This is a genomic window from Burkholderia sp. IMCC1007, assembly GCF_027257875.1.
In the GTDB taxonomy this organism is placed as follows: domain Bacteria; phylum Pseudomonadota; class Gammaproteobacteria; order Burkholderiales; family Burkholderiaceae; genus Burkholderia.
Genome location: NZ_JAPVQY010000047.1, coordinates 1 through 19,467, shown reverse-complemented (window position 1 = coordinate 19,467; position 19,467 = coordinate 1). Strand labels below are relative to the sequence as shown.

Below are 19,467 nucleotides of genomic sequence, written 5' to 3'. Positions count from 1 at the left end.
TCCGCATGCGCGCCATGACTTAAACGCATGGGCCGCTCGGTTTCAGCGGGCCGGCATCATGACCTGCTTGACCTCCTGGAACGCGGCCAGCCCGAACGGACCGAGCTCGCGCCCGATGCTGCTGCGCTTGTAGCCACCCCATGAGGTTTGCGGATAGATCATCTGCGGCGTGTTGATCCATACGACGCCTGCCTCGAGCGCGTCGGCGACCCGCTTGCCGCGTGCCGTGTCGCGCGTGACGACGGTGGCGACGAGCCCGTACTCGGTATCGTTGGCGGCCGCGATCGCGTCGTCTTCGGTGTCGAACGCGCGCACGCACAGCACCGGGCCGAAGATTTCCTCACACCATAGGGCGCTGTCGGCCGGCACGTCGGCGAACAGTGCGGGCCGGATGAAGTAGCCGGGGCCGTCGAGCATGTCGCCACCCGTCACGAGCCGCGCGCCGTCAGCCCGGCCTTGCGCGATGTGGCGCTTCACGCGTTCGTATTGCGCGCGGTTCGTCAGCGGCCCCATCTGCACGCCGGGGGCGAACGGCGGGCCGACCACGGTCGCGTCGATCCGCCGCGCGACGCGCGCGATCAGCTCCTGGGCGAGCGGGGCAGCGACGAGCACGCGCGAGGTCGCCGAACACATCTGCCCGGCGTTGAAGAGGCCGCCGCCCGCGATCAGTTCGACCGCGTGATCGAGATCGGCGTCGTCGAACACGATGATCGACGACTTGCCGCCGAGTTCGAGGCCGATGCCCTTGATCGTGTCCGCGGCCGTCTTCATCACCTGTGTGCCGACCGCCGTGCTGCCGGTAAACGACACCTTCGCGACGAGCGGATGCGCGCACAACCGGGCACCGACATCGTGACCGGTGCCCACCACGACGTTCAGCACGCCGGGCGGGAGGCCCGCTTCGGCCGCGATCGCCGCGAGTTCGAGTTCGGGCAGCGGCGTGATTTCGGACGGCTTCAGCACGACGGTGCAGCCGGCCGCGAGCGCGGGCGCGAGCTTCCACGCGGTCGTCACCATCGGGAAATTCCATGGCACGATCAGCGCGGCGACGCCGGCCGGTTCACGCCGGATCCACGCACGATGATCGCCGCCGGGCAGCGATACCTCGGTTTCGCCGTCGGTGTCCAGGCGATCCGCGAGGCCTGCGTAGTAGTCGAAGGTGGCGATCACGTCCGCGACGTCGATCTCGGCTTCGGCGAACGGTTTGCCATTGTTGAGCGACTGCAGCGTTGCGAGCCGCGTGCGGCGTGCGTCGACACCGCGTGCGATCGCGCGAAGCACGGCCGCACGCGCGGCACCGGTCGTGCGTTTCCAGCCGGCAAACGCGCGCGATGCGGCTTGCACCGCGTGCTCGACGTCTGCGTCGCCGCCTGCGCTGACGTCGGCGAGGACCGCTTCCGTCGACGGATCGACGACGGGCAGCGTCGCGCCGCTGACGCTCGTGCGCCACGTACCGTCGATGAAGTGGCGCGTGCGCAGCGGCGGATCGAACGCGAGGTCGGGCGTCGTGCTCATCGCGGCACCTGATCGAACCAGGTTGCCTCGTCGATTTCGATCACGGTCGGAATCGTGCGTGCCGCGGCGTCGCGCAGCGCTTCGGACAGCGCGTCCGGCGTCGCGGCCGCTTGCGCCGCGCAGCCGAAACCGCGCGCAAGTGTCTGGAAATCGGGCGTATACGGATCGACGCCGACCGGCGTGATGTCGCGCGCGATCATGTATTTGCGGATCTCGCCGTAGCCGCGGTTGTTCCAGACGATCACGATCACCGGCACGTGCGCCTCGACCGCGCTCGCGAGCTCCGGCAGCGTGAACTGCAGCCCGCCGTCGCCGATCAGGCATACGACCGGCCGCGCGGGCGCGGCGAGCTTTGCACCGATCGCGGCGGGCAGCCCGTAGCCGAGCGTGCCGTAGCCGGTCGACGAGTTGAACCAGCTGCGCGGCGCCGGCGCATCGTGCGTGAAATTGCCGACATAGACGGGGCTCGTCGAATCGCCTGCGATGATCGCGCCGGGCAACGCTGCGACGATCGTGTCGATCAGGCGTGCCTGCGCACGCGCGGGGCCGTCGTGGCCGGACGCGATCGCGGCGCGCACGGCGGCTACCCGCGACGCGCCCCAGCCGGCCTCGGGTGTCGGCGCCGGCATTTCGTGCAGGCGGGTCGACAGCGCACCGAGCGCCAGCCGGGAATCGCCGGCGATGGCGATTTCGGCGTGAGCGTTGCGCATCAGCTGCTGCGCGTCGATGTCGATGCGGATCAGCCGGCCGTCGATCGCGAAGCCGCCGTCGAACATCACGTCGTAGTCGGTTTCGCCCAGCTCGGTGCCGACGGCGAGCACCACGTCGGCGTCGCGGATCGCCGCGCGGGTCGCGGGCAGTGACTGGGTCGAGCCGATCAGCAATGGATGGTCGGGCGGCAGCAGGCCCTTGGCGTTGATCGTCAGCGCGACGGGCGCGTGCAGGCGTTCGGCGAGTTCGCGCAGTTCCGCCGCCGCGTGGATGGCGCCGCCGCCTGCGAGGATCAGCGGCCGGCGCGCGCGCGCGAGCAGGTCGGCCGCCGCCGCGAGCGCGTGTGCATCCGGCGCCGGTCGCGCGGGCAGCGCGAGCGGGACGGCAGGCAGCGCGGGCGCCGGCATCACGATCACGTCAAGCGGAATCTCGATATGCACGGGCCGTGGGCGCGCACTTTCAAAGACCGCGAATGCGCGGGCGAGAACCTGCGGCAAGTCGGCTGCGTCGAGCAGCGTGTGCGAGAACGCGGTGAGCCCCGCGAACACGCCGCGCTGCGACGGCAGCTCGTGCAGGCGGCCGTCGCCGCTGCCCAGCTCGCGTCGTGCGTTGACGCTCGAGATCACCAGCATCGGGATCGAATCCGCGTAGGCCTGCGCCATCGCGGTCGCGATATTGGTCATCCCCGGGCCGGTGATGATGAAGCAGACGCCCGGCCGCCCGGTGACGCGCGCATAACCGTCGGCCATGAAGCCGGCCCCCTGTTCGTGGCGCGGCGTCACATGACGGATCGACGATTCGGCGAGGCCGCGATAGAGCTCGACGGTATGCACGCCGGGAATGCCGAATACGCATTCGACACCCTGGCGTTCGAGGAGCTCGACGAGTGCTTCGCCGCAGGTGCGGGGGCGGGCCGGGAACGGTGCCGCCGTGGCCGTGCGGGCCTCGGCAATGCAGGAGACGGGGACTGGATGGTTCATGGATCGTGATGTGCCGATTGGGAGGGGGAGTGGCCCGTACCGCAAACGAGGGGCATGAAGTGGATTGTCGGCGTCGATCCGGGGTGCCAACAATCGATTAGTTTTCATGCGCGGCATGAGCGCTGTTCATGGCGGGGGCGATCCGCGATCTGTCGCGAAAGACGGACCATCAGCACATTGGCTGGATCATGGCGCGTCGCTTGCGGGAGGACGAAGCAGGTGCGTGCGATATCCGCGCGCGTGCAGGCGGCGGTTCGATCGAGGGACGGGGAGCTCTTTGATTTCGCCGCAAAATTCCGGTTCGAGGGCTTGCCGCGCTTGCGCAATAGCGACCGAGCCGATGCGTGCACACGCATGCGGGCCGCGATCCGATCGCGCCGCCGTACGAGACGGCAGCGCCCGAAAGCCGCATCGGCCTGTCCATCGACGACAGACGTACCGGTCTCCCGCAGTACAAAAATTCCGCGCGGCGTTGCATGATACGTCGTCCGCCACATGACAAAGATAGATACGCGCCGAAGCCTCATGGACCTGAATCTCATCCGCCTGTTCGTCGAGATCGTCGAATCGCGCAGCCTGAGCGCCGCGGCGCGCAAGCTCGACATGACGCGCGCGAACATCAGTCAGCGGCTCAAGCTGCTGGAGCGCGAAACGGGCGCGCAGTTGCTGCGCCGCTCCACGCGCAGCATCGAGCTGACGCAAGCCGGGACCACGCTCTATGAGTGCGGCCAGCGCATGCTGGACGACCTGCGCGCGGCACGCGCGTCGATCGACAGTCTCGGGCAAACCCTGAGCGGCCGCGTGCGCATCAGCGTGCCAACGGGCTTCGGCCGAATGTTCATTGGATCGAAGCTGCTCGAATTCGCGCGCGCGCATCCCGGCATCACGCTTGATGTCACGTTCAACAATCGCATCGAGGATCTGATCACGTCCGAAGTCGACGTGGCGCTGAGAATCACGCGCACGCCGCCGCTCGACTGCATCGCGCGCAACATCTGTCCGATCGAATGGCGTCTTTACGCGTCGCCGGATTACGTGAACGCGCACGGTCCTGTTCGATCACCCGCCGATCTTCAAGGGCAGACGTTCGTGGCATCGCCGCATCCGGACCGGCGCGTGACGATGACGCTTACGCATCGGCAGGACGAAAAGGACGAGCACGAGATCACGATTCAATCCGTGCTGCAGTCGTCCGACTATCCGTTTCTCACGGAAGCCGTGTCACAAGGTCTCGGCATCGGCTTGCTGCCGGCATATATCCAGTACGCGCCCGCGAGCCAGGGGCTCGTGCGCATCCTGCCGACATACCGCGTGCTTGGCCCGCAAAACACGCTCTATATCGTGACGCTGCCGAATCGCTATCCTTCGGTGGCGACGCAGGCGCTGATCGAGTTTCTGCGGGACGAGGTCATCGCGCTTTCGCAAACCTGGGCCTGAAGTGCAGTGCCAGCGTCAAGTCTCGGTTGAGACTTCGTCAATCGCCAGTTGGATTGTCAAGGCGACACACGTCTCGCATAGTCGCCCCGCCGGAACCCGCACCCGGGGACACCGACGGTGCCCCCGGGTGCGTACGCTTCTTATTGTCGAGCGATTCTCGTGAAATCCGGCTGGCGTTTCTGGGCAAACGCCGCGAAGGCTTCCTTCGCTTCGGCGCTTGCAAGGCGCTCGACGAAGATCGCGCTTTCGCTATCCATCTGGGCTACCATTTTCTCCGCATCTCGCATCAGTCGCTTCATCGCGGTCAGTGACCCGATCGGCTTGGCGGCAATTTCCTCGGCGACACGGCGCGCCTCGGCACGGAGTTCCGCGTTGGCGATCGCCTTGTTTGCAATACCCCATGCAACGGCATCACTTGCAGGAACGGCTTTCCCGAGCGCGAACATCTCGAATGCCTTGGCATGCCCGATCCGCAAGGGAAGCAAGTAGCTCGACGCAGCTTCGGGAACGAGCGCCAGATTCACGAACGGGGTGATCAGTTGGGCCTCTTCCGACAGAAGCACATAGTCGCAATGGAGCAACATGGTCGTCCCGACTCCCACGGCCTTGCCCTGGACTGCAGCAATGATCGGCTTGCTGGCGTTCGCCAGGCCTCGCAGAAAGCGCACGACGTTGCGTTCCTTCGGCCCATTGCCGGTCGACTGTGCTGCAAATTCCGAGACGTCGTTGCCGGCCGTGAATGTGTCTCCATCGGCCTGAATCAGCAATACACGGACTTCGTCGTCACTCGCTCTCGCAATAGCGTCTGCAAGTGCGCCATACATATCGTTAGTGAGCGCGTTCTTCTTGTCCGGTCGCGCAATCGTGACGGCCAGTACACCACTACTCGATAGCTCAACTTTGATTTCCGGGGTCATTGGCTTGCCTCCTAAAATGTGCGGCGTCGAGAGGGTGCCCCTCTGGAACGCCGCGATAAAAGTTCGCGTGCGAAGTGTAGAGCTGTTCGCGCGCGAAACACACCTGCGAAAAGTTGACGGGCTGTCAACTGAAACTTGACATCAACGTGACCGCGCCGCCGGCTGTTGCGTCGTCGCTGTCGCAGCCGGCGAAGGCCTGTTCCTGCGCTTCAGGCGAAGCGCTACAGGTCCCATGCCGGGCATCCGACTCCACGGCACGACTCGATGATCGGACCCGTTGCCGGCGCATTGAACTGTGCGTCGCGGCCTTCCATGACCGGATCGCGCAATCACGCGAGCAATGTCATTTCCTGGTTTGTAGAACTAATTTTCACGCTTGAGAAAGCATGCCGTGAAGCCGCTTCGCGACGATTTCTTCGGCCTGGCGCATGATTCGTTTGACCAACTCGCCGACCTTCGGAATGTCGTGAATGAGTCCGGCAACCATGCCGCACGACCAGGCGCCGGCGTCCAGGTGGCCGTCCTTCATCACACGCGGGTAGACGCCACCCACCTCGTCCGCGATGTCCGCGAAGGCGATGTCGGCGCCGAGCCGCCTTTCCTTTTGCAGCAGACGCTCGACCCCGGCATTGTTCAGCACGCGTTCGGTATTGCGCAGCGGGCGCATCACGAGCCGTGTATCCAGTTCCGTTGCCGCGACGATCGCCTGCTTGACGTTCGGGTGGACGGGCGCTTCGTGGGTCGCCACGAAGCGCGTGCCCATGTTGATACCGCCCGCGCCCATGGCGAGTGCGGCCACCAGCGAGCGACCGTCGGCCATGCCGCCCGACGCGACGAACGGTATGCTCAGCTCGTCAGCGGCTCGGGGCAGCAGGATGAAGTTGGGCACATCGTCCTCGCCGGGATGGCCGCCGCATTCAAAACCGTCCACGCTGACCGCATCGCAGCCGATGCTCTCGGCCTTCAGTGCATGCCGCACCGATGTGCATTTGTGAATCACCTTGATGCCGGCTTCCTTGAGCAGCGGCAGCCACGCCTGCGGATTGTTCCCGGCTGTCTCGACGATTTTCACGCCACCATCGATGATCGCGCGCACGTAGCCGGGGTAATCCGGCGGAGTGCGTGCCGGAAGGAACGTGAGGTTGACGCCGAACGGCTTGTCGGTCATGTCGCGGCAGCGCCGGATCTCGCGCGCCAACGCGTCCGGACTCGGCTGCGTCAGCGCCGTAATGAGGCCCAGGCCGCCCGCATTGGATACCGCTGCGGCCAGTTCCGCGAATCCTACGTAGTGCATGCCGCCTTGGATGATGGGATGTTCGATGCCGAACAATTCCGTGATTTGCGTCTTCATTGCGAATCTCTCTTGAATGGATAGGGTACGCAGGGATACCCGTCAGAAACCGGGCGGGCTATACCATCGCGCCGCGCCCATTTCCACGCGCTGCCGCAGGACCGACATCCGCGGGCATTTCACGTGTGAACCAGTGGGATCACCGCCCCTTGAAGCGGGCCTCCCGACGCTCGACAAAGGACTGAATGCCTTCCTTGAAGTCCTCTGATGCGAAGACTTCCTCTCGAATCTGCGGGATGACGGCAATCGCAGCCGCCTCGCCGTGCTCGATATAGGTCAGCGCCGCCGCCTTGGTCGCACGCAAGCCGATCGGCGCGACCTTGCAAATCGCCCGCGCGATCTCCATCGCACGCTCGCGGTGCCGCCCGTATGGATGCACTTCCTGGACGAAGCCGCAGCGGTAGGCCTCCTCGGCGGAGAACTCGTCACACAGGAACAGGTGGTACATCGCATTGCCCCAGCCCGTGCGCGTCAGGTAACGGAAGTGCGCGCCACCCAGCGGCGCGATGCCGCGCTTCGATTCCATCTGGCAGAAGCGAGCGGTGTCGGCTGCAATCACGATGTCCGAGGCCAGCATCTGCTCGAGGCCGATCGTATAGGTTATCCCGTGAACCACCGAGATCACCGGCTTGCGGCATCGTCTGCCCAGTCCGAACGGATCGATCTGGTCGTCCGGCAGCGGCTTCGCCGTGGCGTTCGGGCCGAAGAACTTGGGCATGTCGAGGCCGGCAGTGGTGTGTTCGCCGGCGGGGTCGAGAACCGCCACCCACAGGTTGTCGTCGTCGTCGAACTCGGTCAGCCGCTGCGAGAGCTGCTGCATCATCTCCGGGGTGAACGCGTTCTTCTTGGCCGCGTTGTCGACCGAGATGATCGCGACATGGTCCTCGATCGTCATGCGGACTTCGGGTGTCGTTGCTACGTTGCTCATGGCGTTTCCTTCGCTTGGGAGGATTGACACTTCGGATGGTCGGGCATAGCCGGATGAAATCAGACGGCAGTCACGCCGCCGTCCACGGCAAGAATCTGGCCGGTGATGTGCTTGCCCGCGTCACTGGCGAACAGCAGGGCCGCGCCCTTGAGATCGTCGTCATCACCGATGCGCTGCAGGGGCGCGCGCTCCGCCAGTTTCTCGATGCCGACCTTCTCGATCGTTCCCCTCGTCATCTTCGACGGGAACACGCCCGGCGCGAGTGCATTGACGGTGATGCCGTACTGCCCCCACTCGCCGGCGAGCGCACGGGTGAAATTGACGACCGCACCCTTGCTCGTGTTGTAAGCGATCGTCGGCTGGCTCGCGGGGCCGTTGCCTTTGAGGCCGGCGATTGATGCGACATTGATGATGCGGCCATAGCGATTGGGGATCATCGACAGCTTCCCGATCTGCTGCGTGAGCAGGAAGATCGCCCGCACGTTCAAGTTCATGACTTTGTCCCAGGCGGACAGCGGATGGTCGGCCGTGGCCGCGCCCCACGTGGCGCCAGCGTTGTTGACGAGAATGTCGATCCGGCCCAGGCGTTCCATCGCGTCGTTGGCAAGGCGCTCGACATGGTCCTCGCGGGCGTTGTCCGCCGCGATCCAGCTTGCATCCACGCCCAGGCCGGTGAGATGCGCCTGTGCCGACTCGAGCACATCGGCCTTGCGCGCCGAGATCACCACACGGGCACCTTGCGTGCCCAGCGCCTCGGCGATCTGCAGGCCCAGGCCGCTGGATCCGCCGGTGATGAGGGCCGTTCGGCCCTTCAGGTTGAAAAGTTCCGCCACAGCAGTCATTGCAGTCTCCTTGTCGATAGATATAGCGGGCATCCTGCGGAAAGTGGATGCCGGCAAAGGGCACCTCGTCGTGCTCCAGATCAATCACGTTCGTCGGGCCCGGGATGGCCGCTGTCGACTATCTGGATGATGCTTGTCATGCAGGAGAATGATGGGCAAAATTCAGAATGTCAAGACAAGCGATGAGGGATATTCGATGGGACACTCACAGGCGGACAAGGCGCGCAGCAGGGAACGCATCTTGAGCCAGGCAGCCGAACAAATCAGGAATGGCGGACTCGAATCGGTTAGCGTTGGGAAACTGATGCGCAGCGCGAACCTGACCCATGGCGGCTTTTATGGTCACTTCGCATCACGCTCGGAGTTGCTGGCGCACGCGCTCGAACGCGCGATGGAAGATGGCAAGGCCGCATTCGAGGCGAATCGGGGCAACGGGACGCCCGATTACGAGAAGACGGTGCGCAGCTATCTCAGCCGCCCGCATCGGGATTCACGCACGACCGGTTGCGCGATTGCGGCGCTCGCGGGCGACGTGGCGCGTGCGGACGAGCCGGTGCGCGAGACGATGTCGACCCACATCGAACAGTTCATCGATCGGATCGACCATGCGCTGGGCTCTGACGACCCCGATAAGGCCATATTCGCCGTCAGCGCGATGATCGGCGCCCTGGTGGTATCGCGGGTGATGGCCGACGAAAAGCGGTCTGACGCGGTGCTCGCCGCAGCGAAACGGCAATTGCTTGCAATGCATGAACGCGAATGAGCCGTTTCGTCGTCGTCCAACGTGAGTCCACCCATAACGAGCATGAAGCCGACAACGTTCATGACGCCGACTCGCGTCCATTCAAGCCCCTCGCCCGATGCGCTGTCGAGATGACGCAATCGGCTTCGCGTACGGGCGTCATTCGCTGCGCGAGCGCCTGCAGATAGTCGGTCCGTCGCGCATCGACGATTCGGATAATGGACAGTCAGTCTTGTCCGATCGTGCTGCACGCGAATGATTGGTTATCCTTCCAGTTTTCAAACAACGAAATAGTCAACGAATGGCAGCGCCGGGACGCGAGTTTTCGCGTAGCGAGTCGGCGGCCTTCGCATGAACCTTCTCAACCACCGCGATGTGATACACGCGTGGTGTCAACTCGTCCCAAGCCGTCGACGACCATTCGTCCGATTTCGAACGGCGTGATCTCGTCGAATCGCGCGGATTCGGTAGCGTGCGGACAACTCGTGTCTTGCGTGCGCCGGCATGAGCCCGGCGATCGTTTCCTCGTTCGAGCGATCGGTCGTTTACGGGCAACCCCTGACTTTCAAATGTGTTCTTGGGGAGCGCCCGAGATCCGCCGCATTGCTACGTCGCGCGCCGCTCGCCCGGGGCGGTCAAACGGCGCGCCGCGCTGCTTGCACTGTACCCGCTGGAAGTCCCTTTGCAGCCAACTCATCTCCGGCGTCCGGAGATGATTTCGCTCGCACAAAACGCGGGTACACGATGCCGTTCCCCACGCCATCGACGATCAAGCGTCAAGTCTCAGTTAACAGCGCGTCAAGCGCGAGTTGGCTTGTCTGGCCAATGGCTGCCTTCCACAATCGTCCTACACCAGACAAACACGGAGACAACGCAGATGGCCCCGGTAACACCTGAGTTCGAAGCCGCGCGCGCCGGAGCGCCGAAGAAGTCACCCGCTCTGTTCTCGCCGCTGACGATCGCGGCGGCCCGATGAAATACGCCGATACCGTCGGCCTCGCTAACGTCCTCGCCGATATCCGCACGTTCGGGAAAGAAGATCCGCTGGTCCGGACGCCGTCGCCGCTTATCGTCGATCGGGTCGAACGCGGCGCCACGCTCGCGAGCCTCAATCAATCCGCCTGACGCAGGAGAATCTCATGCGCGAAGCAGTCATCGTTTCCACCGCACGCACGCCGCTCACCAAGGCGCATCGCGGCGAATTCAACATCACGCCGGGTCCGACGCTCGCATCGTTCGCGGTGCGCGCGGCCGTCGAACGCTCGGGCATCGATCCGGCAATGATCGAGGACACGATCCTCGGCTGCGGTTATCCGGAAGGCGTCACCGGCCGCAACGTCGCGCGCCAGGCCGTAATCCGCGCGGGTTTGCCGCTGTCGATCGCGGGCACCACCGTCAACCGCTTCTGCGCGTCCGGCCTGCAGGCGATCGCCATGGCGGCGGGGCGCATCGTCGTCGAGGGCGCACCGGCGATGATCGCGGGCGGCGTCGAGAGCATCTCCGGCATCCGCACCCGTGAAGACGGCGTGAGCGGGCTCGATCCGTGGATCGTCAAGCATAAGCCGTCGCTCTACATGGAGATGATCGATACCGCCGATATCGTCGCGCAACGCTACGGCATCAGCCGCGAGGCGCAGGACCGTTTCTCGGTGGAGAGCCAGCGCCGCACGGCCGAAGCGCAGCGCGCGGGCCGCTATGCCGATGAAATCGTGCCGGTCACGACGACGATGTCCGTCACCGACAAGGAAACGCGCGTGATCAGCTATCGCGAAGTGACGGTCTCCGCCGACCACTGCAATCGCCCCGGCACGACCTATGAAGCGCTCGCGCATCTCATGCCCGTGAAAGGGCTGAACAAGTTCATCACGGCGGGCAACGCATCGCAGAACGCCGATGGCGCATCGGCCTGCGTGCTGATGGACGCGAAGACCGCCGAGCGCGCGAACATCGCGCCGCTGGGCGCGTTTCGCGGGCTCGCGGTCGCGGGCTGCGAGCCGAGTGAAATGGGCATCGGCCCGGTGCTGGCCGTGCCGAAGCTGCTCGCGCGTCATGGCCTGACCGTCGATGACATCGGCCTGTGGGAGCTCAACGAGGCGTTCGCATCGCAGGCGATCTATTGTCAGCAGAAGCTCGAGATTCCGTCGGAACGCCTCAACGTGAACGGCGGCGCGATCTCCATCGGGCATCCGTTCGGCATGACGGGCGCGCGTCTCGTTGGGCACGTGCTCATCGAAGGGCGGCGGCGCGGCGTCAAATACGCGGTCGTCTCCATGTGCATGGCCGGTGGCATGGGCGCCGCAGGCCTCTTCGAAATCTATTGAGAGAAGCGATTCATGGATCTGAAGTTCACTCCCCAGGACGAAGCGTTTCGCGCGAGCGTCGTGCGTTTTCTGGATGAAAAGCTGCCTGCACGGCTCGCCGAGAAGGCGCGCAACGGCGTGCGCCTCACGCGCGACGACATGGTCGAATGGCATGCCATTCTCAACGAACAGGGCTGGCTCGCGAATCACTGGCCGAAAGAGTACGGCGGCCCCGGCTGGAACACCGCGCAGAAGTTCATCTTCGAGAACGAGTGCGCGCTCGCGGGGGCGCCGCGCATCCTGCCGTTCGGCGTGAGCATGCTCGGACCGGTGCTCATCAAGTACGGAAGCGACGCACAGAAGCGCTACTGGCTGCCGCGCATTCTCGATGGCTCCGACTGGTGGTGCCAGGGCTATTCGGAGCCGGGTGCGGGCTCCGATCTCGCATCGGTGAAGACGACCGCCGTGCGCGGCATCGACGCTCAGGGCGAGCATTACATCGTCAATGGACAGAAGACATGGACCACGCTCGGGCAGCACGCGAACATGATCTTCTGCCTCGTGCGCACCGCAAACGACGTGCGCAAGCAGGAAGGCATCAGCTTTCTGCTCGTCGACATGAAGGCGCCCGGCGTCGAAGTGCGTCCGATCATCACGCTCGACGGCGAGCATGAGATCAACGAAGTGTTCTTCACCGACGTGCGCGTGCCGGCGGCCAATCTGGTGGGCGAGGAGAACAAGGGCTGGACCTACGCGAAGTATCTGCTGACCTACGAGCGCACGAATATCGCGGGCGTCGGCTTCTCGGGCGCGGCGCTGGAGCGCCTGCGCCGGGTCGCCGCGACGGTCACGCGCAACGGCCGGCCGCTTGCCGAAGATCCCGCCTTCGCGGCACGCCTCGCGCGCGTCGAGATCGATCTGGAAAACATGAAGACGACCAACCTGCGCATGATCGCCGCGGTCGCGGGCGGCGGCGTGCCGGGTGCGGAAAGCTCGATGCTCAAGATCCGCGGCACCGAGATTCGTCAGGAACTCTCGGCGCTGATGCGCCGCGCGATGGGGCCTTATGCGCAGCCGTTCATCGACGAAGCGCTGCACGAGGGCTACGACGAAGCGCCCGTCGGACCGCGGGAGGCAGCCAGTGCCGCCGCGATCTACTTCAACAACCGCAAGCTGTCGATCTTCGGCGGCTCCAACGAAATCCAGAAGAACATCATCTCGAAGATGATTCTGGGACTGTAGGGGAAACGCGATGAATTTCCAGCACACCGACGACCGCCGCATGCTGGCGGATACGCTGAACCGCTTCATTAGCGATCGGTATGGGTTCGCCGTGCGTGACAAGCTCGCGCGCAGCGCCGCGGGTTTTAGCCACGAGTTGTGGAGCCGCTTTGCCGAACTCGGTGTCGTGGGCGCGCTCTTCAGCGAGGCCGATGGCGGCTTCGGCGGCGACGGCTTCGACATCGCCGTCGTGTTCGAGAGCCTCGGACGCGGCCTCGTGGTCGAGCCGTTCCTGGGCGCGCTCGTCGTCGGGCACGCGCTGGCCCATGCCGGCAGCGATGCGCAGAAAGCGCTTATCGCGAACCTCGTCGCAGCGCGTGCCGTCGCGGCGCTCGCGCACGACGAACCGGGTTCGCACTATGAATTGTCGAAGGTCGCGACGCGCGCCGTGCGAGGCTCGAACGGCTGGGTGCTCACGGGTGCCAAGGCGGTCGTGCAGCAGGGCGCACAGGCCGACTTCCTGCTCGTCTCGGCGCGCACGCGTGGCGCGGTCGATGCCGAGGACGGCATCTCGCTCTTCGTCGTGCCGACCGATACGGCGGGCGTCGCGATACGCGACTACCCGAAGATCGATGGCGGACGCGCGGCCGAGATCGTTCTGAAAGAAGTGTGTGTCGGTGACGACGCGTTGCTCGGCGAACGGGACGCGGGTTTCAGCACGCTCGAGCAGAGCATCGGCGCCGGCGTGCTGGCGTTGTGCGCGGAGGCACTGGGCGCGATGGAGGTCGCGAAAGAATACACGCTCGAGTATCTGCGCACGCGCAAGCAGTTCGGCGTCGTCATCGGCAGCTTCCAGGCTCTCCAGCACCGCATGGCGGATCTGCTGCTCGAGATCGAGCAGGCGCGCTCGGCGGTCATCAACGCCGCCGCTGCGCTCGGCAAAGGCCGCATCGAGCGTGAACGCGCGCTGTCGTCGGCGAAGTACAGCATCGGCCGCATCGGCGCCCGCGTGGCCGAAGAATGCATCCAGATGCACGGCGGCATCGGCATGACCTGGGAACTTCCGCTTGCTCACTATGCGAAGCGCCTCGTCATGATCGACCATCAGCTCGGTGACGAAGACCATCATCTCGAACGCTACATCGCACTCGGCCGGGGCTGATGCCATGAGCGAAGCTATCGTCGCGCATCGCGATGGCGCGCTGCCACCCACCCTTGTCATCGGGATTTGAAATGTCGAACCTGAATTCCTTCCTGCCGCTCGCCGGCGTTCGCGTTCTCGATCTGTCACGCGTGCTTGCCGGACCCTGGTGCGCCATGGTGCTCGGCGATCTCGGCGCCGAAGTCATCAAGGTCGAGCATCCGGGGCGCGGTGACGACACGCGCGACTGGGGCCAGAGAGTCGGCGTGACCGAGACGACCTATTTCAACAGTGTCAATCGCAACAAGCGTTCGGTGTGCCTCGACCTGCAAACCGCCGAGGGCCAGCGGATCGCCCGGGAGCTGGCGCAGCAGAGCGACGTGGTGATCCAGAACTTCAAGTTCGGCGGCGCGGAAAAATTCGGCCTCGGCTATGAGCAGTTGAAGGCGGGACACGACGATCTCATCTACTGCTCGATCTCCGGTTACGACCGCAATGGACCGGAAGCGGGCCGCCCTGGCTACGATCTGGTGGTTCAGGGCGAAGCGGGGCTGATGGCGCTCAATGGCGAGGCCGACCAGCCGCCGCTCAAGTTCGGCGTGGCCGCCGTCGATCTCTTCACGGGCATGTACTCCGCCCAGGCGGTGCTCGCTGCGCTCTTCGAGCGCCAGACGACCGGCAAGGGACGCCACATCGAGATGGCACTGTTCGATTGCGGCCTGATGATCACCTCGTACTACGGGCTTGAAGCGCTGGCGCAGGGCGATGATCCGCCGCGCTACGGCAATGCGCATCCGTCGATCATGCCGTACGGCGTATTCGACGCGGAGGATGGGCCGGTCGTCATCACGGTCGGCACCAATCCGCAGTATGAGCGTTTCTGCCGCGACGTGATCGAGCGTCCCGATCTCGTCGAGGACGAGCGCTTTCGCACCAACCTCGACCGCGCTGCCAACCGCGCGGTGCTCGGGCCCGAGCTTAAGCGCGAGATCGGCAAGCACACGCGCCAGGTGCTGCTGGAGCGTCTCGGAAAGGCCGGCATTCCCTGTGGCGAAGTCCTTGGTCTGCACGAGGCGCTCACCTCGAAGCGCGCGATCGAGGGCGGCCTCGTGACGACGCAACCGCATCGGGATGCGGGCAGCACGCACGTGCTGGCTCCGCCTTACCGCTTCGACGGTGCGCGCCTGCCGGTGCGCCGCGCCCCGCCGATACTCGGGGAAGGCACGAACGAGGTGCTCCAGTCGCTGCTCGGGCTGTCAGAGGAACAACTTTCGCGGCTGAAGGCTGAAGGCGTCATCTGACGCTGCATGCGCGCTGTTGCGCCAAGGACCATTCAATGAGCAAGACCGCTTTTTCCAACGCTTTTACCGAACTGTTCGGCACACGCCTGCCCATCGTCGCCGGTGGCCTGATGTGGCTCGCCGATGCCGACTATGTCGCCGCCGCATCGCGCGCCGGCATCATCGGTTTCATCACGGCGGCGAGCTTTCCTGAGCCGCAGGCCCTGCGCGACCAGATCCGGCGCTGCCGCGACCTGTGCGAAGGCGGCACGTTCGGCGTCAACGTGTCGATGTTGCCGAAGCTCGTCCCCGGCGAAAAGACGCGGGAAGTGTTCGAGCTCGTCATCGATGAAGGCGTGAAGTGTGTTGAAACCTCGGGTCGCAATCCCGAAGCATACATGCCGCTCCTGAAGCAGGCCGGCGTGAAGGTGCTCCACAAGGTGCCGGCGGTACGGTTTGCCGTCAAGGCGGCCGCGATCGGCGTTGATGCGGTCGCGATCGTCGGTGCCGAATGCGGCGGGCATCCGGGCCTCGACATGGTGGGCTCGTTCGTCAATGCCGCGTGGGCCGAAAGCCAGCTGGACATTCCTTACCTCATCGGCGGCGGCATCGGCCGCGGCTCGCAACTCGCCGCCGCGCTCGCGATGGGCGCCTCCGGAGTGGTCGTCGGTACGCGCTTCGCCGTGGCCGAGGAGATCTGGGCACATGCCGACTACAAGCGCAGGCTGGTCGAAGCGGGACCGACCGATACGGACCTGTGCATGCAGTCCGTGCGCAATACGGTGCGTACGCTGCGCAACGAGACGACGGCCGCCGTGAAGGAGATCGAGGCGCAGAACCCGAACGTGACCATCCAGGACCTGATGCCCATGGTTGCCGGCAAGATCGGCCGCAACGCGTATGTCACGGGCGACTGGTCGAAGGGCCTGCTCGCGGCGGGGCAGTCGCTCGCGTTCGTCGATCGGATCGAGCCGCTTGCCGAGATCGTGAGGCGCTTCGAGAGCGACATGCGCGAGGCGATGGGGCGGCTGGCGATTCACCGATCGGGGTTTGCGGACGCTACGTGGGTCGTGCCGGCGTCTGGCATGAATGCAAGGAGAGGTTGAGATGAAGGTACTGGTGCCGGTCAAACGCCGCCCGGCTCTGTTCCGCGCGCGCCCAGAACAAAAGCTGCCTTAAGCAGCCGCTCGGCATACCGAATCACGGAAGGTCGAAATCATCCGTCGTCAAAGCGACTTCAGCAGATTGCAGCGAGGAGACAAACCATGCAGCCGATCCAGATCGATTCAATCGGAGCGAGTCCCGCGTACCGGCGGCTCATCGCGTCACGCAGGCGCTTCAGCTTCACGCTGACGGCGCTGATGATCGTCATCTACTACGGATTTATCCTGTTCGTCGCCCTGGCACCGCACGTGCTCGCCCGTCCGCTGTATGCGGGCGCCACGACCAGCATTGGGATCGTCGCGGGCGTGGGCATCATCCTGGTCGCGGTCGGGATGAGCGGCTGGTACGTGATGCGCACGAACCGCACGCTCGATCCGTTGATGAGCGCGTTTCTCGCCGACGCCCGGCATGGAGAATAAACAATGAAACGCCTTCGCCTCCTTTGCAGCGCGATCCTTGCCCCGATGGCGGCACTCGCTCACGCCTCGTCCATCGAAGGCCCGGTGCCGGCGCATGTCGAACTGAATCCCGTTGCAATCGGCATGTTCTTGCTGTTCGTGCTTGTCACGCTAGGCATCACGCGATGGGCTTCGCGCAAGACCCGCACGACCAGGGACTTCTACAGTGCCGGTGGCGGCATCAGCGGCTTTCAGAACGGGCTCGCGATCGCCGGGGATTATATGTCCGCGGCCTCGTTCCTGGGGCTTTCGGGCATGGTGTTCGTGTTCGGGTTCGATGGCCTGATCTATTCGGTCGGCTTTCTCGTGGGCTGGCCGTTCGTGATGTTCCTGCTCGCCGAACCGTTGCGCAATCTCGGCAAATTCACGTTCGTCGATGTGATCGCCTACCGATTCCAGCAGGCGCCGATTCGCCTGATGACGGCCAGCACGTCGCTCGTCGTCGTGATCTTCTATCTGGTCGTGCAGATGGTCGGTGCGGGCAAGCTGATCCAGATGCTGTTCGGATTGCCGTACTGGATGGCCGAAATCATCGTCGGCGCGCTGATGGTGACCTACGTGTTCTTCGGGGGCATGGTGGCGACCACCTGGGTGCAGATCATCAAGGCCGTGCTGCTGCTGTTTGGCGCGACGTTCATGGCCGTCACCGCGCTTGCGCAATTCGGCTTCAGTCCCGACGAGATGTTTCGACGCGCCGTCGATGTCCACCCCGGCGCACTCAGCATCATGGGCCCGGGCAAGCTGGTGAAGGATCCTTTGAACGCGCTGTCGCTCGGCGTCGCGCTGATGTTCGGCACCGCGGGGCTCCCCAATATCCTGATGCGCTTCTTTACCGTGTCGAGCGCGAAAGAGGCGCGCAAGTCCGCGTTCATCGCCACCGGGTTCATCGGGTATTTCTACCTGTTGACCTTCATCATCGGCTTCTCCGCAATCGCACTGCTCGCCCAGCATCCCGAGTTCTTCAAGTCCCCGGTCGATGGGCACTTCAATCTCACGCGAGATTTGCTCGGCGGCTCGAACATGGTCGCGGTCAAGCTGGCGCAGGCGGTGCGCGGCAATCTGTTCTACGGATTCATCGCGGCCGTGACCTTTGCGACGATCCTGGCGGTGGTGGCGGGTCTCGCGCTGTCCGGAGCAACCACGGTTTCGCACGATCTTTACGCGTGCTGGCTCGCCCGCGGCAAAGCAAACGAAGCCCGCGAGATGCGCATCTCCCGCGTTGCGACACTCACCTTAAGTGTCGTCGCGATCGGACTCGGCATTCTGTTCGAGCACATCAACGTGGCCTTCATGGCCGGTCTCGTCGGGGCAGTCGCGGCCAGTGCGAATTTCCCGGTGCTTGTGGTGTCGATTTTCTGGCGCGGCATGACCACCTGCGGCGCGGTGGCGGGCGGCAGTCTCGGGTTGATTTCCGCGGTGCTCATGACGGTGCTGTCGAAATCGGTATGGGTCGATGTGCTGCATCAGGCGCATGCCCCGGTGTTCCTGGACAATCCCGCTCTCGTTTCAGTGCCGCTCGCGTTCGCGGGTATCTGGGTCTTCTCGGTGCTCGATCGCAGCGCGCGTGCGCAGCGAGAGCGGGATGCCTTCGCGCTGCAGGAGTTCTATGGGCAGACGGGCCTCCTGCCGGTGAAGCAAGTCGATCATTGAACGACGCGCGGAAGTTTAGGTTGTCGCAACGCTCAAAGCCGAGGGAAATCCACTCGGTGCCTGAAATCAAAGTACACGGAAAGTAATATGCTGCGCCATCAACAATTTGGTCCCCGCGAATCGATGGAATACGACGTCGTGATCGTCGGAGGCGGCCCCGCCGGGCTGTCCGCGGCGATCCGGCTCAAGCAGCTGGCCGCCGAGAAGGGTGTCGAAATCGGCGTGTGCGTGCTGGAGAAGGGCTCTGAAATCGGCGCGCACGTCCTGTCGGGCGCGGTGATGGACTCGCGCGCGATTACCGAGCTGTTCCCCGACTGGAAGGAACAGGGCGCACCTTTGAACGTCGAGGTGACCGAAGACCGTTTCCTGTTCCTGTCCGAGAAGAGCGCGATCACGACGCCCAACTGGGCACTGCCGGCCAATTTCCGGAACCACGGCAACTACGTGATCTCGCTGGGCAACGTCACGCGCTGGCTCGGCCAGCAGGCCGAAGCGCTTGGCGTGGAAATCTTCCCGGGCTTCCCGGCCGCGGAGATTCTGTACAACGACGACGGCTCGGTCAAAGGCGTCGCCACCGGCAACATGGGCGTCGGCAAGGACGGCGAGCCGACCGAGAACTTCCAGCTCGGCATGGAGTTGCACGCGAAGTACACGCTGTTCGCCGAAGGCTGCCGCGGCCATCTCGGCCGCCAGCTGATCTCGAAGTTCAAGCTCGACGCGAACGCCGATCCGCAAGCGTACGGGATCGGCATCAAGGAACTGTGGGAAATCGATCCCGCGAAGCACAAGCCGGGCCTCGTGATCCACACGGCCGGCTGGCCGCTGAAGTC

General features: G+C 64.6%; 17 protein-coding genes. 11 read left to right on the top strand and 6 right to left on the bottom strand.

Going from position 1 to position 19,467, the window contains the following annotated elements; translation table 11 throughout:
- Positions 1–42 precede the first annotated feature (42 nt).
- Both O1Q03_RS29750 and O1Q03_RS29745 read right to left on the bottom strand, forming a co-directional pair.
- Positions 43–1,515 carry an aldehyde dehydrogenase family protein gene (locus O1Q03_RS29750; RefSeq protein ID WP_269507635.1) on the bottom strand — a complete coding sequence of 491 codons (1,473 nt, stop codon included), beginning with the start codon at positions 1,513–1,515 and terminating at the stop codon, positions 43–45.
- The gene (locus tag O1Q03_RS29745) at positions 1,512–3,206 is read right to left on the bottom strand and encodes a 5-guanidino-2-oxopentanoate decarboxylase (protein ID WP_269507634.1); all 1,695 of its coding nucleotides are present in this window, start codon (positions 3,204–3,206) and stop codon (positions 1,512–1,514) included. The genes O1Q03_RS29750 and O1Q03_RS29745 overlap by 4 nt, the downstream gene beginning before the upstream one ends.
- Positions 3,207–3,731: 525 nt before the next feature.
- Between O1Q03_RS29745 and O1Q03_RS29740 the strand changes: the two genes are divergently transcribed.
- A complete protein-coding gene (locus O1Q03_RS29740) occupies positions 3,732–4,643 on the top strand; it encodes a LysR family transcriptional regulator (protein WP_269507633.1) in 912 nt (303 codons plus the stop codon).
- Positions 4,644–4,783: 140 nt separating this feature from the next.
- Here O1Q03_RS29740 and O1Q03_RS29735 read toward each other — a convergent pair whose 3' ends face one another.
- From O1Q03_RS29735 to O1Q03_RS29720, 4 genes are all read right to left on the bottom strand, one after another.
- On the bottom strand, positions 4,784–5,560 hold the full coding sequence (locus O1Q03_RS29735) for an enoyl-CoA hydratase-related protein (RefSeq protein WP_269507632.1): 777 nt from the start codon (positions 5,558–5,560) through the stop codon (positions 4,784–4,786).
- A 370-nt stretch (positions 5,561–5,930) separates the two neighbouring features.
- Entirely contained in the window at positions 5,931–6,911 is a 981-nt protein-coding gene (locus O1Q03_RS29730; RefSeq protein WP_269507631.1) for an NAD(P)H-dependent flavin oxidoreductase, read from the bottom strand.
- Between the two features lie 139 nt (positions 6,912–7,050).
- The gene (locus tag O1Q03_RS29725; protein ID WP_269507723.1) at positions 7,051–7,839 is read right to left on the bottom strand and encodes a crotonase/enoyl-CoA hydratase family protein; all 789 of its coding nucleotides are present in this window, start codon (positions 7,837–7,839) and stop codon (positions 7,051–7,053) included.
- A gap of 59 nt (positions 7,840–7,898) precedes the next feature.
- Positions 7,899–8,681 carry an SDR family oxidoreductase gene (locus tag O1Q03_RS29720; protein WP_269507630.1) on the bottom strand — a complete coding sequence of 261 codons (783 nt, stop codon included), beginning with the start codon at positions 8,679–8,681 and terminating at the stop codon, positions 7,899–7,901.
- Between the two features lie 151 nt (positions 8,682–8,832).
- Between O1Q03_RS29720 and O1Q03_RS29715 the strand changes: the two genes are divergently transcribed.
- From O1Q03_RS29715 to O1Q03_RS29670, 10 genes are all read left to right on the top strand, one after another.
- Complete coding sequence (locus tag O1Q03_RS29715) at positions 8,833–9,444, top strand: TetR/AcrR family transcriptional regulator (protein WP_269507628.1); 612 nt, start codon at positions 8,833–8,835, stop codon at positions 9,442–9,444.
- Positions 9,445–10,395: 951 nt separating this feature from the next.
- On the top strand, positions 10,396–10,548 hold the full coding sequence (locus tag O1Q03_RS29710) for a hypothetical protein (protein ID WP_269507626.1): 153 nt from the start codon (positions 10,396–10,398) through the stop codon (positions 10,546–10,548).
- Between the two features lie 14 nt (positions 10,549–10,562).
- Entirely contained in the window at positions 10,563–11,744 is a 1,182-nt protein-coding gene (locus tag O1Q03_RS29705; RefSeq protein WP_269507624.1) for an acetyl-CoA C-acyltransferase, read from the top strand.
- 12 nt (positions 11,745–11,756) lie between these two features.
- Positions 11,757–12,965: an acyl-CoA dehydrogenase family protein gene (locus tag O1Q03_RS29700; protein WP_269507623.1), complete on the top strand. Its 1,209-nt coding sequence runs from the start codon at positions 11,757–11,759 to the stop codon at positions 12,963–12,965.
- A gap of 10 nt (positions 12,966–12,975) precedes the next feature.
- Complete coding sequence (locus O1Q03_RS29695) at positions 12,976–14,106, top strand: acyl-CoA dehydrogenase family protein (protein WP_269507621.1); 1,131 nt, start codon at positions 12,976–12,978, stop codon at positions 14,104–14,106.
- A 71-nt stretch (positions 14,107–14,177) separates the two neighbouring features.
- Complete coding sequence (locus tag O1Q03_RS29690; RefSeq protein WP_269507619.1) at positions 14,178–15,386, top strand: CaiB/BaiF CoA transferase family protein; 1,209 nt, start codon at positions 14,178–14,180, stop codon at positions 15,384–15,386.
- 35 nt (positions 15,387–15,421) lie between these two features.
- Positions 15,422–16,471 (top strand): NAD(P)H-dependent flavin oxidoreductase, encoded by a 1,050-nt coding sequence (locus tag O1Q03_RS29685; protein ID WP_269507617.1) that lies wholly within the window; start codon positions 15,422–15,424, stop codon positions 16,469–16,471.
- A 159-nt stretch (positions 16,472–16,630) separates the two neighbouring features.
- Positions 16,631–16,948 (top strand): DUF485 domain-containing protein, encoded by a 318-nt coding sequence (locus tag O1Q03_RS29680; RefSeq protein ID WP_269507615.1) that lies wholly within the window; start codon positions 16,631–16,633, stop codon positions 16,946–16,948.
- A gap of 3 nt (positions 16,949–16,951) precedes the next feature.
- On the top strand, positions 16,952–18,637 hold the full coding sequence (locus O1Q03_RS29675; RefSeq protein WP_269507613.1) for a cation acetate symporter: 1,686 nt from the start codon (positions 16,952–16,954) through the stop codon (positions 18,635–18,637).
- A gap of 87 nt (positions 18,638–18,724) precedes the next feature.
- Positions 18,725–19,467: NAD(P)/FAD-dependent oxidoreductase (locus tag O1Q03_RS29670; RefSeq protein WP_269507611.1), on the top strand; the 743-nt coding region annotated here is incomplete at its 3' end.